Raw genomic sequence first — 13,552 nt, forward strand, 5'->3', positions numbered from 1 at the left:
GTGTTATGGCGATAACAGCAGTTCGTATTGATGGAAGATTAATCCATGGACAAGTTGCTAACTTGTGGAGTACTAAGTTAGGAATTACAAGAATAATGGTAATTGATGACAAGGTAGCCGCGAGTGACATTGAAAAGTCGGGGTTAAAGTTAGCTCGACCGACAGGCGTGGATCTAAGTGTTTTGCCGGAAAAAACGGCCGCAGAACACATTAAACGTGGGGGATATGATTCGCAAAAAGTATTCATAGTTGTAAGAAGACCAGAGATTTTAGTTGATTTAGTTAATGATGGAGTTGAATTAGATACGATTAATGTTGGAAATATGTCACAAAATGAACAAACTACCCAGTTAACTAATTCAATTAATGTTGTTCAAGAAGATGTTGATGCCTTTAATGCGCTACATGATAAAGGAATTAAGATAACTGCACAAATGGTCCCAGGAGATGATGCTAAGGACTTTATGGATATTTTGAAAAAATTCCGTGTAAAAAACTAGAGGAGGTAAGAAATTATGGGTACAGGAATTGCGATTTGGCAGGTTATTATTTTAACAATTTACTCAATGTATCAGATTATGGATGAATTAACCCTTCAAACCAGTTTAAGTCAACCGGTTTGGGCCGGGCTTATTGCAGGTTTGGTCATGGGAGATATCAAGACTGGGCTGATTATTGGTGGTAGTTTGCAACTTACTGTTCTTGGAGTTGGAACCTTTGGTGGAGCATCTAAAATTGATGCAAACTCAGGAACGGTTATGGCAACTGCATTCGCGATTGGGACGGGAATGAGGCCAGAAGTTGCGGTTGCAGCACTTGGTGTTCCCGTTGCCAGCCTAATGATTCAAACGGATATTTTAGCAAGATTTGCTAATACTTTCTTCCAGCATCGAGTAGATAAAATGATCGATAAAGAAGATTACAAGGGAATTGAGCGTAATTATTTATACGGAGTGCTCCCATGGACTTTATCACGTGGTATTCCAGTATTCTTAGCACTTGCATTTGGTGGACCATTTGTTCGTTCAGCAGTTACTTACATGAATGCCAACTTAGATTGGTTAAGTAATGGATTAGCAACCGCAGGAGCATTGCTTCCGGCCGTCGGTTTTGCTATCTTACTTCGTTATTTGCCAGTTAAAAAGCATTGGCCATATTTGATTTTAGGATTTGTAATTACAGCTCTTATGTCAACTGTATACGGTAATATTTCATTGATTGGAACAACGTTGGCAGGAATGAATAAGACATTTACAACAGCATTTGCAAGTTTACCAATGTTAGGAATTGCTTTGATTGGATTTGCCTTAGCAGCTATTGAATATAACAGAGCAAGTAGAGAAATGGCAAAGGCAGAAAACGCGCCAACTAAGACCACAACCACAGATAACAATATTGAAGAACAGGATGGTGAAATTCATGGAGACGAAATCTAAAAAGAACTTTGAAATGACCAAAAAGGATTTTAATCAAATTAATCGACGTAGCTTGTTCTTTAATCAGTGGGGATGGAACTACGAAAGAATGCAAGGATCAGGGTATTTATATATTTTAATGCCACAACTACGTAAGTTGTATGGGGATCATACCCCTGAACTTAAAAGTGCAATGAAGATGCAAAATCAATTTTTCAATACTAGTAACTTCTTTAACACAATCATCCAAGGAATTGATATTGCGATTGAAGAAAAAGAAGGTGCAAGTTCAATTGAAACAGTTGCCGGAATTAAATCTGGTTTGATGGGACCTTTTGCCGCAATTGGTGATTCAATTTTTGCCGCATTAGTACCAGCAATAATGGGTGCAATTGCTGCTAACATGGCAGTCCAAGGTAACGCGGTGGGTGCATTCTTATGGATGGCAGTTAACTTTGTAATTATGTGGTTCCGCTGGATTCAGCTTAGATTTGCATATAATCAAGGAGTTAATTTGGTAACGGCTTTGCAGGGACAGTTAAATGCTTTAACGGATGCTGCGACACTTTTAGGTGTTTATGTCGTTGGAGCACTGGCTGCTACCATGGTTAATACAAAAATTATTTACGTAGCGCATTTAGGGAAAATGGCAGTTAACTTCCAAGACAAAATCGATATGATCATGCCTAAGTTAATACCAGCATTAATTGTGGGTGCTATTTACTGGATGCTTGGACGTAAGCGAATGACTTCGACCCGTGCAATCTTTATTGTAATAATCGTTGCCGTTATTCTTTCAGCACTTGGAGTTTTGGGAAAAGCTGTTTAAAAAAGTGTAATATATACAGGTATATTAGTAACTTATGCATAGTATTTAGCATAAATGATTTTGGAGAAATGATATGACATTTGATTACAATCAAAAACAACCTGTATATGAACAGTTAGTAGATGAACTTCGCAAGTCTATAAAAGAGAATTATCAACCAAATGATAAGTTGTTGTCGGAACGAGAAATAATGAAAAAGTATAGTGTGAGTCGTAATACAGTTCGACAAGCACTGAACGAATTAGAAATAATCGGTTATATATATACAGACAACATGGAAAAGGAACATTTGTGGCCAACTGGGCTACAAATAATTCTAAAATTGGTGATGAATACAGTTTTACTGAACAGATGAAGGCGCTTGGAAAAAAACCAGAAACCAAGATTCTTGAGTATAGCATTTTAAATGCTAATGAGTATTTTGCCAAGCGCTTAAACCTTAGTCCTGGCACGAAGATAATCAAGCTTAAACGTTTGCGAAAGGCAGATGGTCTTCCAATGATGATTGATCGAACGTACATTCCATATGCTAAGTTTTCAACACTGTCAGTTGAAGATTTAGAAGTTAATCAACGCGCACTTTACTCGATTTTTCTTGAAGATTTTAGTGAAAAGGTAAAATTAGCAGACGAAGATATTTATGCTGGAATATGTAGTGAAAAGGATGCTGGAACACTTGGTATTTTAGTAGGATCGCCATGTCTCATGTTACGACGTACAACATATAACCCTAAAAACGAAATTATTGAATATACTATCAGTTGTGCTAGGGGAGACCAATTTGTATATAACATTAAATATCAACACTAGCCTCTGACCAAGTTGGAAGGGGAATTTAAAATGTACAACAAAACAGATGAAGAATTAACTAAATTAGGTGCAGTTATTACTACTAATGAAATTAAACAGGAACCAGAACTATGGCAAGAGGCTTTCGAAAACTATATAGCGAAAAAAAATGAAATTGATAACTTTATTGAGAAGATTACTAATGAAGTAACTGGTCGAATTAGAGTTATTTTTACCGGTGCAGGTTCCTCTGCTTATGTTGGTGATACGGCAGCTCCGTATCTAAGTGAAAATGGAGATAGGAAACATTTTGTCTTTGAAGCAATTGATACAACTAAGATTGTTTCTACTCCGAAGCAGTATTTGGAAGCCAATCAGCCAACCATTCTAGTTTCATTTGCACGAAGTGGAAATAGTCCCGAAAGTGTTGCAACAGTTGATATAGCTGAAAAAATGGTGAAAAAACTTTGGCAGCTAACAATTACATGTGCACCTGAAGGAAAGTTAGCACAACATGCAGAAAGTGATGACCATAATTTAGTTTTGCTTCAACCGGCATTATCAAATGACAAGGGCTTTGCAATGACGGGAAGTTTTAGTTGTATGCTGTTAACCACGTTGCTTGTTTTTGATACTAAACATACGGATGAAGAAAAATCACAGTATGTTAAACAAATCAGTTCCATGGGTCGAGAAGTGATTAAGCGAGAAAATGAAATTCAAAAATTGGTTGATCTAGATTTTGATCGTTTAGTGTACTTGGGATCTGGAGCGCTTGGCGGTTTAACTAGGGAAGCTCAACTCAAAGTTTTGGAATTGACGGCTGGTCAAAAGGCAACAGTCTTTGATACTTCAATGGGATTTAGACACGGTCCTAAGTCATTTATTAATGAAAAGACATTGTTATTCGATTTTATTAGCAATGATGCATATTCACGACAGTATGATATCGATATTTTAGATGAAGTGGCAGGAGACAAAATTGCGCTCTCTACAATGGGAGTTGGAGTGAAATCTAAGCAAAATTTTGAAAATGATAATTTTGTGTTTGAGGAAGGAACTGACAGTATTCCAGATGGATACATGGCATTTCCAGATATAATGTTTGCACAAACCCTAGCATTATTAACTTCAATCAAGGTTAAAAACACACCAGATACACCATCGGCAACAGGAACCGTTAATCGTGTTGTTAAAGGTGTAACAATTCATGACTTTGAATAGGAGGGCGTATTTTGGAATATTTTATCCATGCTAATAAGTTTTTTCTAAGTAGTAATGTTGAAATTGGTGGATATCTACAAGTAGTTAATGGAAAATTTGGAAGATATCAGAAAGATAAACCCGATGGAAAGATTGTGGATTATCAAGATAAATGGATTGCTCCCGGCTTAGTTGATACTCATATTCACGGGTTACTTAACCATGATGTGATGGATAATGATGCTGATGGAATAAATGAAATGGCCAAGGGGTTATTAAAATGTGGAGTAACTTCGTGGTTGCCCACAACCTTAACTGCAAGCTCAGACCAACTTAAAGCAGTGGTTACAACAATTAGCGATAATATAACAAAGTTTGATGGAGCAAAAATTAAGGGAATTCATTTTGAGGGGCCTTATTATACTGAGAAACATAAAGGCGCACAGAATCCAAAATATTTTGAAAATCCTAGTATTGAAGAGTTTCACAAATGGCAAAATGCGGCACATGGGTTGATTAATAAAATCTCTATTGCGCCAGAACGAAAAGGCGCAGTGGAATTTACAAATGTAATTAGTGCTGAAGGAGTGACAGTTGCACTAGGTCATAGTGATGCCACGTTTGAACAAGCAAAGAACTGCGTTGAAGCTGGAGCAACGATGTTTACGCATACTTTTAATGGTATGAGTGGTTTAGATCATAGGAAACCAGGGATGGTTGGGGCTGCGATGAGTCTCAACGATGTTACCGATGAGTTGATATGTGATGGCCATCACGTTAATCCTTACGTGGTAAAAACGTTAATTAATGCAAAGACACCTGAACACATCGCGTTGGTGACTGATTGTATGAAAGCAGGCATGATGCCAGATGGTAATTACATTTTAGGTGAATTTCCTGTTGAAGTAGCCAATGGCACGGCGCGTCTTAAAAGTAACGGTAGTTTAGCGGGAAGTATATTACTGTTAAAAGATGCTGTTAAAAACGTTGTTGACTGGAATGTGGTGACGGCAGAAAAGGCAATTCAGATGGCGTCTGCTAATGCAGCTGATAGTGTAAATGTTGGTAATCAATGTGGAAGAATCTTACCGGGAAGAGATGCTGATTTCATTGTGTTAAATAATGAAATGCAATTAGAAGCTACTTACCTGGATGGAAATCAAGTTTATAGTAAATAATGATACAAGAGGCGGATTTTTAATAAATCGGCTTCTTTTGCATGTAATCAATTTGGAGGTAATTAATTATCAAAGCTTATATATTTGATGTTGACGGAGTACTTATAAACAGTGAAAAGTATTACCACCAGCTTAGAATGGATTTTTTTGATTCAGTAGGAGAAGTTCCGAAGGCTAGTGGGTTAGATGATTTAGTGGGACGTTCATTGGACGATGGCTGGAAAATGATGGTACCTGATAGGAATAAACGAGAAAAATTAATGCCAGAATTTATAAAATATTGGAAGGCAAATAATATCGATTTTCCAAAGTATGTTAATCCGTATGTCTTAGAGGTATTAACAAGGTTGAAAGCTGATGGAAATGTTTTAGCAATAGCTTCTGCAGGAGTAATTGAAGAAATAGATCGCATGGTTTTAGAGTGCGGTTTCAGTGGCTTATTTGATCAGATAATTAGTGGTGAGAGTGTTAAACATAATAAGCCTGCTCCTGATATCTATATTGAAAGTGTAAAGAGATTGAGAATAAACGCTACTAGATGCATTGCTATTGAAGATAGTCAGCACGGAATTGCAGCCGCAAAAGGCGCAGGATTAACTACATGGGCTGTTCATTATCCAGAGTATCATATTGATCAAACCGCAGCCGATATAGTATTTAATGGATTTGAAGATATTAACCGCTATATCACTAAATAGCAAAGAAACCGGATTATAGTAAACATTTAGGTGGTTTTAGATAAAGCAAAGAAGGTCTCTTGACAAAACTGGTACCAACCAGTTAAAATACATTTAGTATCTGATTGGTACCAGTTTTAAAAAGGAGATAATATAATGGAAAGCGGAAAATTAAAGGGTATCAGAGCGTTAGCAACAAAAGATGGTGTAATTAGTGCGTTAGCAATTGATCAGCGTGGTTCGTTGAAAAAAATGATTGGGGCTGCTAGTGGTCATGAAGCAACAAAAAAAGAAATTGAAGATTTTAAAGTTGCTATATCTTCTGAGTTAACCCCTTATGCTAGTGGGATATTATTGGATCCTGAGTTTGGTATTCCTGCAGCAAAAGCAAGGGATAAAGATGCTGGTTTATTGATGGCATACGAGAAAACTGGTTATGATGCAACGGAGCCTGGACGCTTTCCTGATATTTTAGAAGATTGGTCAGTTAGCAGATTGAAGGAACTAGGCGCCGATGCTATTAAATTTTTGCTGTATTATGATGTTGATGAAAGCAGTGAGATTAACGAAAAGAAACACGCCTTCATTGAAAGACTTGGGGATGAGTGCAAGGCAGAAGATATGCCACTCTTCCTTGAACTTGTTTCATACGATGCAAACATTCCTGATGCAAATGGAAAAGAATATGCAAAGGTAAAGCCTCACAAAGTTATTGAAATGGTACGGGAGTTTTCAAAGTCACAGTATGGAGTAGATGTATTAAAGGTTGAAGTGCCAGTAAATCAAAAATATGTCGAAGGATTTGCGGAAAACAGTGATAACGTTGTTTATAGTCGTACCGATGCACTAGAATTCTATAAAGAAGAAAGTGATGCTACTAAGTTACCATTTATTTTCTTGAGTGCTGGAGTTTCAGCAGAACTGTTCCAAGAAGAACTACTCTTTGCTAAAGAAGCAGGATCAACATTTAACGGTGTGCTTTGTGGACGGGCAACCTGGCGCCATTCGGTTGAACCATTTGCAGGTGAAAGTGAAGAAGCCGGAAGAAAGTGGATGCAGACTGAAGGACGCAAGAATATTGAAGATTTGAATAAAGTTCTTGCTGAAACAGCTTCGTCAGTGTTTGATAAAATTGAAGAAGCAAAGATTAATTTATAATTGAAGACGATTTAAGAGATGCTTACTGTAAAGGTGAGCATTTTTTGTAAGGGCAGATTAATGTAAAATTAAAAAAGGGTATCAAATGAATGCTTAATGAGGCATTTATTTAATAACCTTTTCCTATCAATGGATCTGAACGGACTTGAACCGTCGACCCCCTGCATGCGAAGCAGATGCTCTCCCAACTGAGCTACAGACCCAAACCTATATTCATAATATTACCACTTTTTTTCTGAAAACATCTAACATTTGGGGTAAAATTAACGTAATAATTTTTATAAACAAAAGAGGAAGAAAATAATGCGCAGAGAAATGAAATTTATTACTAAGCTGGCTGGTGCAGTTGCTGCTGGCTTAGCAGTGGGAATTAGCCTTGGTGGGTATGCCAGTTTTCTGATTGGAATGAAAAATAGTCCTAAATCTAAACAAAAAGCCATTATTAAATCAGAGGAAACTGATAATAATGAATTTGATTTAGAATGGTTTAACGATAAAAATCCCGAAAAAATTAGTATGATAAGTGAGGATGGACTAGCCTTAGAAGCGTCATTTATCCGTCAACCAGGAGATCAAGATGCTGGTCAAACAGTTATTTTAGCGCATGGATATCATCATGCAAGACGCCAGATGATCCCTTACGCAAAAGTATTTTATAATTTGGGGTACAATGTTTTAATGCCCGATGCTCGTAGTCATGGAGATAGCGAAGGAAATCTGATTGGATTTGGCTGGTTGGATCGGCGCGATTATATTCGCTGGATACAGCGTGCAGTATTATTAACCCAGCCAAACGAAAAAATTATTCTTCTCGGCATTAGTATGGGAGCGGCCACCGTTTTGGCCACAGCTAGTGAACCTGATTTACCACGTAATGTTAAAGCTGTAATTGAAGATAGTAGTTTCAGTCATTTAGACGAACAATTTAAACATCGCATCGCAAATTACTATCATCTACCATCACGTGAGTTGGAACCAATTGTAAGCTTCTTTACCAAACTGCAGGGCGGCTATTCCTTTAAAGAAGTTAATATTGAAAAAAGAGTAGCAAAAATTAAAGTACCAATTATGTTTATTCATGGAACTGACGATAATTACGTTCCAATTGAAATGTTGGATGATTTGGTAGAGGCAGCACGAGTACCTAGTGAAGTATATATTGTTGAAGGGGCTGATCATGTACAGTCTCTACAGACAGATCCACATAGGTATCAAACGGAAGTTGCTAATTTTTTAAATAAATATGTAGGAAAAGTATAGGTTTGTAATGAAATATTTTTTTATTGTAAATAGACATGCTGGTGCAGATCGTTCGGCTAATGTTTGGGACGAGGTGCATCAGCTTTTAGTTCAAAAGAAAATTAACTTTGATGCTGTGGAAACTGAATATCCGCAACATGCAATTCAGTTAGCCAGAGACTTTGCGGACCAAGAAGAACCAGATAGTGTGGTAGTAGCGGTTGGTGGAGACGGGACCCTTTTAGAAGTTTTGAATGGGGTTCGTAATTCAAAAAATCATCTCCCAATTGGTTATATTCCAGCTGGTTCCGGTAACGACTTTGCGCGCCAACTTGAAATTAGCGCTGATCCCACGATGGCAATGCAACGAATGGTTAATACTCGTGAAGCTCGCCCACTTGATATAGGAGCAAGTTTATCACGGCGAGATGGCATGGTACGTTATTTTACTAATAATATTGGGATTGGTTTTGATGCTAAAATCGTCCACAAAGCTAACACAAATGGTAAGTCTTCATTAAGCAAATGGCATTTGGAGTCAATGGCGTATATTTCTGCTATTTTTCAGACCCTGTTTCAGCAAAAGGGATTTGAATTTGATTTAGAAATTGACGATGAAAAATTCCATTTTGAAAACATGTTTTTGGCTTCAATCACGAATATAGAATATTTTGGCGGTGGAGTAGGAATTGCCCCGAAAGCAAGTCTAACCGATGGAAAATTGGATATTGTTTTAGCTGAAAAAATGACAACTCCCAAGTTTGTTCAGCTATTTGCACAGCTTGTAACAAAAGGGACTCATTTGGATCGACCAGAAGTCTTTTTCAGACAAGTCGAAAGACTGAAGTTGGTCACTGGAGAAGCTGAATATATGCAGGTAAATGGCGAAAGCTTTGGACCAAGTAGATATGACTTAGAAGTATGGGTAGAACAACAAGATTTTTGGATGTAATATTAATGTAACATTATTGAAAAAAACTATTAACATTCCTGTTACAAAGTGATAATATTAATTCATCAAGTAATTAGGGGGATTTTTATTATGAAAAAGATTAGCGTAGTAACAATGGCAGCAGCTGTAGCTTTGGGGGTTGCGGCACCAATTTCAACAAACGTGTTCGGACAGAATTCTGAGGTTCACGCAGCAACTAAAACAGCAACTTATTCATACGTTAGTAACACAAGTAATTCTGTAAGTGTTACGGGAATGAAAAAAGGTTCAGTAGTAACCTTAGTTAACAGCAAGGGGCAGGTTATTACTAGTCAGACTGTTAAAAGCAATGGTACTTTGACATTTTATTTGAATGCTGCTCAATTACAAAAAGTAACTGCCAAAGATTCTCTTAATGTCGGTAATATTTATTCAATTAGCTTTAATTTTATTGGCTACAGGAATGCTAATTCTAACACTGTTACGGGTTCAAAGACATCCGTAGTAAACCCTAGTAAAACAACCAATTCAAATCAAACAAAGCGAACTATTAAAACAACAACTAAGAGATCAACAAATAAGAAGGCACCTATTTATAGTTATGTAACTAATACAGCCTCCTCAATTACGGTTACAAATATGAAAAGGGGAGCAATGGTTACACTTTCAAATGGGAAGGGACAACTAATTGCTTCACAAAGCGTGAAGAGCAATGGCTCACTTACTTTTAAATTAACTCGAGCACAGTTGAAAAAAGTTACCAGTAAAGACATGCTGACAGTTGCTACAGGTAACTATTCATACAAGATTAACTTTAACTTTATAAAATAATGTCAGTAATTGTTATTTGTTTCTAAATTTATATGCATAATTGATTGCTTAATAAAATTTATTCAATATTTTGTTTAATTAAAGTTAATTAAATTTGAAATCCTTTTAACGGCAAAGCAGTATAGGATATACTTGTAAATAAACCCGTTGAAAGGATTTTTACTATGAAAAAGATTGCGTTGACTTTATCAACTATATTTATGACGTTAACATTAATGGCTTGCTCTAATCAGTCTAAGCTAAATAAGAGTCATGAAAATGTGTCAAGTACTAGTAGTTCAAAGGCGACCTCAACAGATAAAGAAACCAAAGGGGACAAGAAGCAAAACTCAATCAAAGTTAATCCTAAGCACAATCAGGTATTGTGGAATCAAGATAAAGCACGCCAGCTAGAAAGCTTTATGCAAAGATGGCAGGCTGAAATGAAACAAAACTATACTAGCTACTATCCAGGCAAAGATGTAAATTATTATGGAATTAAGTATCCAACAGCCTTAAATGCTAATAATATTGCAGTAAATAAGATTAAAGCAACACTTAGCTGGTCAACAACTGGTAAAGGAAAAAGTGATTTTAACGTAGTAGCGATTTATTCTGATGCGGAAAATACAAAAATGGGTGCACATCTCTATTTCTTCACGATTGCCTCAAACGGTAAACCGGTAGTGTTATTTACCAATCAAAATCAAGGGACACCTGATATGCTTGTACACTTTGCACCAACCCAGAATGCTGATTTGGAAAAAGGTTTTGATCAGATTGTAGATACAAACATACAGTAGAATGTTATATACTATGCTATTTTCTGGTTTTTGATATGGAGTCGATATACAACAAAGACGGATCTTAAGGATGATGTTTAGTCATCTTTGAGGTGCGTCTTTTAATTAGGACGCTACAGGGAAACCTTTGAGTTAATGATTATTATTGAGAGAAAAATCCAATTCATGGTGGATGTGATTAGATGGGTTGCTGGTTGATTATGATTTGAGGTGTTGTCTTAATAGAGCAGTTTAGGCAGATTGACCTTACCCTTACCTGTGCTTTGTAGTAATATGATAGTATTGAGAATTTTAAATAAGGGATGGGTTGAGATGAACGCGGCGACAATTTTTGTCCACGGTTTCAACGGTGATGCGTATTCGATGCGACACTTGCTGGAGGATGCTGAAGAAAACGGTTGGGCAAATAAAATTATTGATGCAATTGTAAAAAGAAATGGTCGAATCGAACTTAAGGGAACTTGGAATAAGGAAATTGATAATCCAATGATTCAGGTGCTTTTTGAAAACAATCGAGCACCAGAGCGTTGGCAAATTAGATGGGTCAGAAAGTTATTAATTCAATTAAAAGAACAATTTGGAATTGCTGAATTTAATGGTGTGGGGCATTCGCTTGGAAGTAATGTTCTTGTGAATTTAGCGATTAAATATGGCGATGACCTAAGGATGCCACGTTTAAGAAAATTAGTCACGATTGCTGGACCATTTAATGGATTACATGGTTTTGCGGATAATGCAACCGTTGATGAGATTTTGGAAAATGGAAGTGAACCGAATCATAAAACTCGTCATTTGCGAAAGTTATATTCCAAAAGAGATCAGTTTCCAGCAGATGTTAGTTTGTTAAATATTGTTGGACAAAGTAATCGTTTTTTGAATAATGACGTTTATGTGTCGGTTGAATCAGCTCGGTCGGTTGGATATTTATTAAGCGAGGTAGCTCGTGATTATAATGAAATCATGGTTATGGGGCCGGACGGATACCACTGTAGCTTGAATCACAATGAAATTGTTTCACGTGAAATCAATAACTTTTTGTGGAATCGGGGGTTTGTTCCAGAGCGGTTTAAGCTAATTTCTTCCCATTATACAGATAATAGTGCAATGTTAGTTCCTGGGATCAGAATTGCAAACTAAAATGTTGCAATAATTAATATTATTATATATACTTACAAAAAGTAAGATGTTTAATTGGAGGTAATTTCATGGCTCAGTTTTCAAACGAAGAGATTTTTGATGCAATTAAATCTGGAAGAAAGATGTTATTCTTTACAGCAGGTTGGTGCCCAGATTGTGCATTTATTAAGCCTGCAATGCCAGGAATTATGGAAAAATATAACCAGTTTGACTGGATCACAGTGGATCGTGATGATAACTTGGAAGTTGCACAGCATTTTGGTGTAATGGGAATTCCTAGCTTTATTGCTCTTGAAGATGGTAAGGAGTTAGGCCGTTTTGGAAAAGGCGAACGCCGTACACCAAAAGAGGTTGAAGAGTTTATTGAAACGGTAAATGCTTAAAGTTTATATATAGTAAGGACTAAATCGTCTTGTGGTGTGCAATACCATGGCTAACGCACGGGACGGTTTAGTTTTTTTATTCGTATAACTATTAAAAAGCAGTTGTAAAACTTATAATGAAGCAAATAAGTTTTGAATAGAAAGTATAATTATACTTTGATATGCCAAATGGTAAGGAGAGATTAAGAATGAAAGTTTTTGTGATCGGTTCTCATGGACAAATTGGTAAATTGCTGGTGGATCTCTTAGTGGCACGTGGAGATGAAGTTGTAGCAGCAATTCGTGATGAAAAACAAGCTCCTGAAATGGAGGAAAGGGGTGCAGCCGTTCAAATTTTTGATTTAATGAGTCAACCAGATGAAATGGCTAAGGCGATTGGTAATGCAGATGCTGTCGTATTTACAGCCGGTTCTGGCGGTGCAACTGGTTACGATCAAACATTAATGATTGATTTGGATGGCGCTGTAAAGAGCATGTTAGCTAGCAAAATAGCAGGAGTGACACGTTTTGTGTTAGTTAGTGCAATGAACTCTGAAAACCCAGAAAAATGGACAGAGGAAATTAAGCCTTATTACGTTGCCAAATATTTTGCTGATAATTATTTAGAAAATCAAACTGATTTGGATTACACAATTGTAAAGCCTGGAATTCTAACAAATGAGCCTGGTAAGGGTGGAGTTTTGATTGGCGAAGATCATGGTTCTATTTCACGACAAGATGTTGCTGAGGTCGTGGCAGAAACATTACACCATGACAATACAATCAAGAAGAGCTTTTCTGTTGTAGAGGGAGCTCAACCTATTTCAGAGGGAATTTCGGATATACAATAAGTTTATCATTTTCGATAAAAAGGTTTTAGATATTACTAACTAGGTACTGAATAATTTCAGTATTAAGGATAATCTAAAGCCTTTTTTGATATACAGAAAACCATCTTGCATCAAAAAATTATATGAAAAGTTGTGAAATAGTAATGATTACGATAACTCATATGACCTCG

Annotated in this window: 14 protein-coding genes, 1 tRNA gene and 1 pseudogene; 15 read left to right on the plus strand and 1 reads right to left on the minus strand. The window is 36.6% G+C overall.

Annotation, left to right across the window (positions count from 1 at the left end; genetic code table 11):
• Nucleotides 1-5: 5 nt before the first annotated feature.
• The 8 genes and pseudogenes from PECL_RS00160 to lacD all read left to right on the plus strand — a co-directional run bounded on the left by PECL_RS00160 (nt 6) and on the right by lacD (nt 7,249).
• Nucleotides 6-500 (plus strand): PTS system mannose/fructose/N-acetylgalactosamine-transporter subunit IIB, encoded by a 495-nt coding sequence (locus PECL_RS00160; protein WP_014214570.1) that lies wholly within the window; start codon nt 6-8, stop codon nt 498-500.
• A gap of 15 nt (nt 501-515) precedes the next feature.
• Entirely contained in the window at nt 516-1,436 is a 921-nt protein-coding gene (locus PECL_RS00165; RefSeq protein ID WP_014214571.1) for a PTS mannose/fructose/sorbose/N-acetylgalactosamine transporter subunit IIC, read from the plus strand.
• Nucleotides 1,420-2,244, plus strand: a complete 825-nt coding sequence (locus PECL_RS00170; protein ID WP_014214572.1) for a PTS system mannose/fructose/sorbose family transporter subunit IID — start codon at nt 1,420-1,422, stop codon at nt 2,242-2,244. Before PECL_RS00165 ends, PECL_RS00170 begins: the two co-directional genes overlap by 17 nt.
• A gap of 73 nt (nt 2,245-2,317) precedes the next feature.
• Nucleotides 2,318-3,054 (plus strand): annotated as a pseudogene (locus PECL_RS00175) (GntR family transcriptional regulator).
• Nucleotides 3,055-3,084: 30 nt separating this feature from the next.
• On the plus strand, nt 3,085-4,257 hold the full coding sequence (locus tag PECL_RS00180) for an SIS domain-containing protein (protein WP_014214573.1): 1,173 nt from the start codon (nt 3,085-3,087) through the stop codon (nt 4,255-4,257).
• An 11-nt stretch (nt 4,258-4,268) separates the two neighbouring features.
• Nucleotides 4,269-5,414, plus strand: a complete 1,146-nt coding sequence (gene nagA / locus PECL_RS00185; RefSeq protein WP_014214574.1) for an N-acetylglucosamine-6-phosphate deacetylase — start codon at nt 4,269-4,271, stop codon at nt 5,412-5,414.
• Between the two features lie 80 nt (nt 5,415-5,494).
• Nucleotides 5,495-6,112, plus strand: a complete 618-nt coding sequence (locus PECL_RS00190) for an HAD family hydrolase (RefSeq protein WP_267878801.1) — start codon at nt 5,495-5,497, stop codon at nt 6,110-6,112.
• A 135-nt stretch (nt 6,113-6,247) separates the two neighbouring features.
• A complete protein-coding gene (lacD, locus tag PECL_RS00195; protein ID WP_014214576.1) occupies nt 6,248-7,249 on the plus strand; it encodes a tagatose-bisphosphate aldolase in 1,002 nt (333 codons plus the stop codon).
• A 130-nt stretch (nt 7,250-7,379) separates the two neighbouring features.
• On the opposite strand, the gene PECL_RS00200 is transcribed toward lacD, so the two are convergent.
• Nucleotides 7,380-7,452, minus strand: a tRNA-Ala gene (locus PECL_RS00200).
• A 100-nt stretch (nt 7,453-7,552) separates the two neighbouring features.
• Between PECL_RS00200 and PECL_RS00205 the strand changes: the two genes are divergently transcribed.
• The 7 genes from PECL_RS00205 (at nt 7,553) to PECL_RS00235 (ending at nt 13,382) form a co-directional block, all read left to right on the plus strand.
• Nucleotides 7,553-8,509: an alpha/beta hydrolase gene (locus tag PECL_RS00205; protein WP_014214577.1), complete on the plus strand. Its 957-nt coding sequence runs from the start codon at nt 7,553-7,555 to the stop codon at nt 8,507-8,509.
• Nucleotides 8,510-8,516: 7 nt separating this feature from the next.
• Nucleotides 8,517-9,440: a diacylglycerol/lipid kinase family protein gene (locus PECL_RS00210; RefSeq protein WP_014214578.1), complete on the plus strand. Its 924-nt coding sequence runs from the start codon at nt 8,517-8,519 to the stop codon at nt 9,438-9,440.
• Nucleotides 9,441-9,530: 90 nt separating this feature from the next.
• Nucleotides 9,531-10,250, plus strand: a complete 720-nt coding sequence (locus PECL_RS00215; protein WP_014214579.1) for a hypothetical protein — start codon at nt 9,531-9,533, stop codon at nt 10,248-10,250.
• A 164-nt stretch (nt 10,251-10,414) separates the two neighbouring features.
• Nucleotides 10,415-11,032 (plus strand): DUF4767 domain-containing protein, encoded by a 618-nt coding sequence (locus PECL_RS00220; protein ID WP_050899543.1) that lies wholly within the window; start codon nt 10,415-10,417, stop codon nt 11,030-11,032.
• Between the two features lie 312 nt (nt 11,033-11,344).
• Nucleotides 11,345-12,169: an alpha/beta hydrolase gene (locus tag PECL_RS00225; protein WP_050899544.1), complete on the plus strand. Its 825-nt coding sequence runs from the start codon at nt 11,345-11,347 to the stop codon at nt 12,167-12,169.
• A 68-nt stretch (nt 12,170-12,237) separates the two neighbouring features.
• Nucleotides 12,238-12,552 (plus strand): thioredoxin family protein, encoded by a 315-nt coding sequence (locus PECL_RS00230; protein WP_014214582.1) that lies wholly within the window; start codon nt 12,238-12,240, stop codon nt 12,550-12,552.
• A 188-nt stretch (nt 12,553-12,740) separates the two neighbouring features.
• Nucleotides 12,741-13,382, plus strand: coding sequence for an SDR family oxidoreductase (locus tag PECL_RS00235; protein ID WP_014214583.1), 642 nt, complete (start codon nt 12,741-12,743; stop codon nt 13,380-13,382).
• Nucleotides 13,383-13,552: the final 170 nt, after the last annotated feature.

This window comes from Pediococcus claussenii ATCC BAA-344, assembly GCF_000237995.1.
In the GTDB taxonomy this organism is placed as follows: Bacteria; Bacillota; Bacilli; order Lactobacillales; family Lactobacillaceae; genus Pediococcus; species Pediococcus claussenii.

Excerpts from the sequence above, each read along its gene's own strand:
- PECL_RS00160 (WP_014214570.1), top strand. The coding sequence starts at position 6 with ATGGCGATAACAGCAGTTCGTATTGATGGAAGATTAATCCATGGACAA.
- PECL_RS00165 (WP_014214571.1), top strand. The coding sequence starts at position 516 with ATGGGTACAGGAATTGCGATTTGGCAGGTTATTATTTTAACAATTTAC.
- PECL_RS00170 (WP_014214572.1), top strand. The coding sequence starts at position 1,420 with ATGGAGACGAAATCTAAAAAGAACTTTGAAATGACCAAAAAGGATTTT.
- PECL_RS00180 (WP_014214573.1), top strand. The coding sequence starts at position 3,085 with ATGTACAACAAAACAGATGAAGAATTAACTAAATTAGGTGCAGTTATT.
- lacD (WP_014214576.1), top strand. The coding sequence starts at position 6,248 with ATGGAAAGCGGAAAATTAAAGGGTATCAGAGCGTTAGCAACAAAAGAT.
- PECL_RS00205 (WP_014214577.1), top strand. The coding sequence starts at position 7,553 with ATGCGCAGAGAAATGAAATTTATTACTAAGCTGGCTGGTGCAGTTGCT.
- PECL_RS00210 (WP_014214578.1), top strand. The coding sequence starts at position 8,517 with ATGAAATATTTTTTTATTGTAAATAGACATGCTGGTGCAGATCGTTCG.
- PECL_RS00215 (WP_014214579.1), top strand. The coding sequence starts at position 9,531 with ATGAAAAAGATTAGCGTAGTAACAATGGCAGCAGCTGTAGCTTTGGGG.
- PECL_RS00220 (WP_050899543.1), top strand. The coding sequence starts at position 10,415 with ATGAAAAAGATTGCGTTGACTTTATCAACTATATTTATGACGTTAACA.
- PECL_RS00225 (WP_050899544.1), top strand. The coding sequence starts at position 11,345 with ATGAACGCGGCGACAATTTTTGTCCACGGTTTCAACGGTGATGCGTAT.
- PECL_RS00230 (WP_014214582.1), top strand. The coding sequence starts at position 12,238 with ATGGCTCAGTTTTCAAACGAAGAGATTTTTGATGCAATTAAATCTGGA.
- PECL_RS00235 (WP_014214583.1), top strand. The coding sequence starts at position 12,741 with ATGAAAGTTTTTGTGATCGGTTCTCATGGACAAATTGGTAAATTGCTG.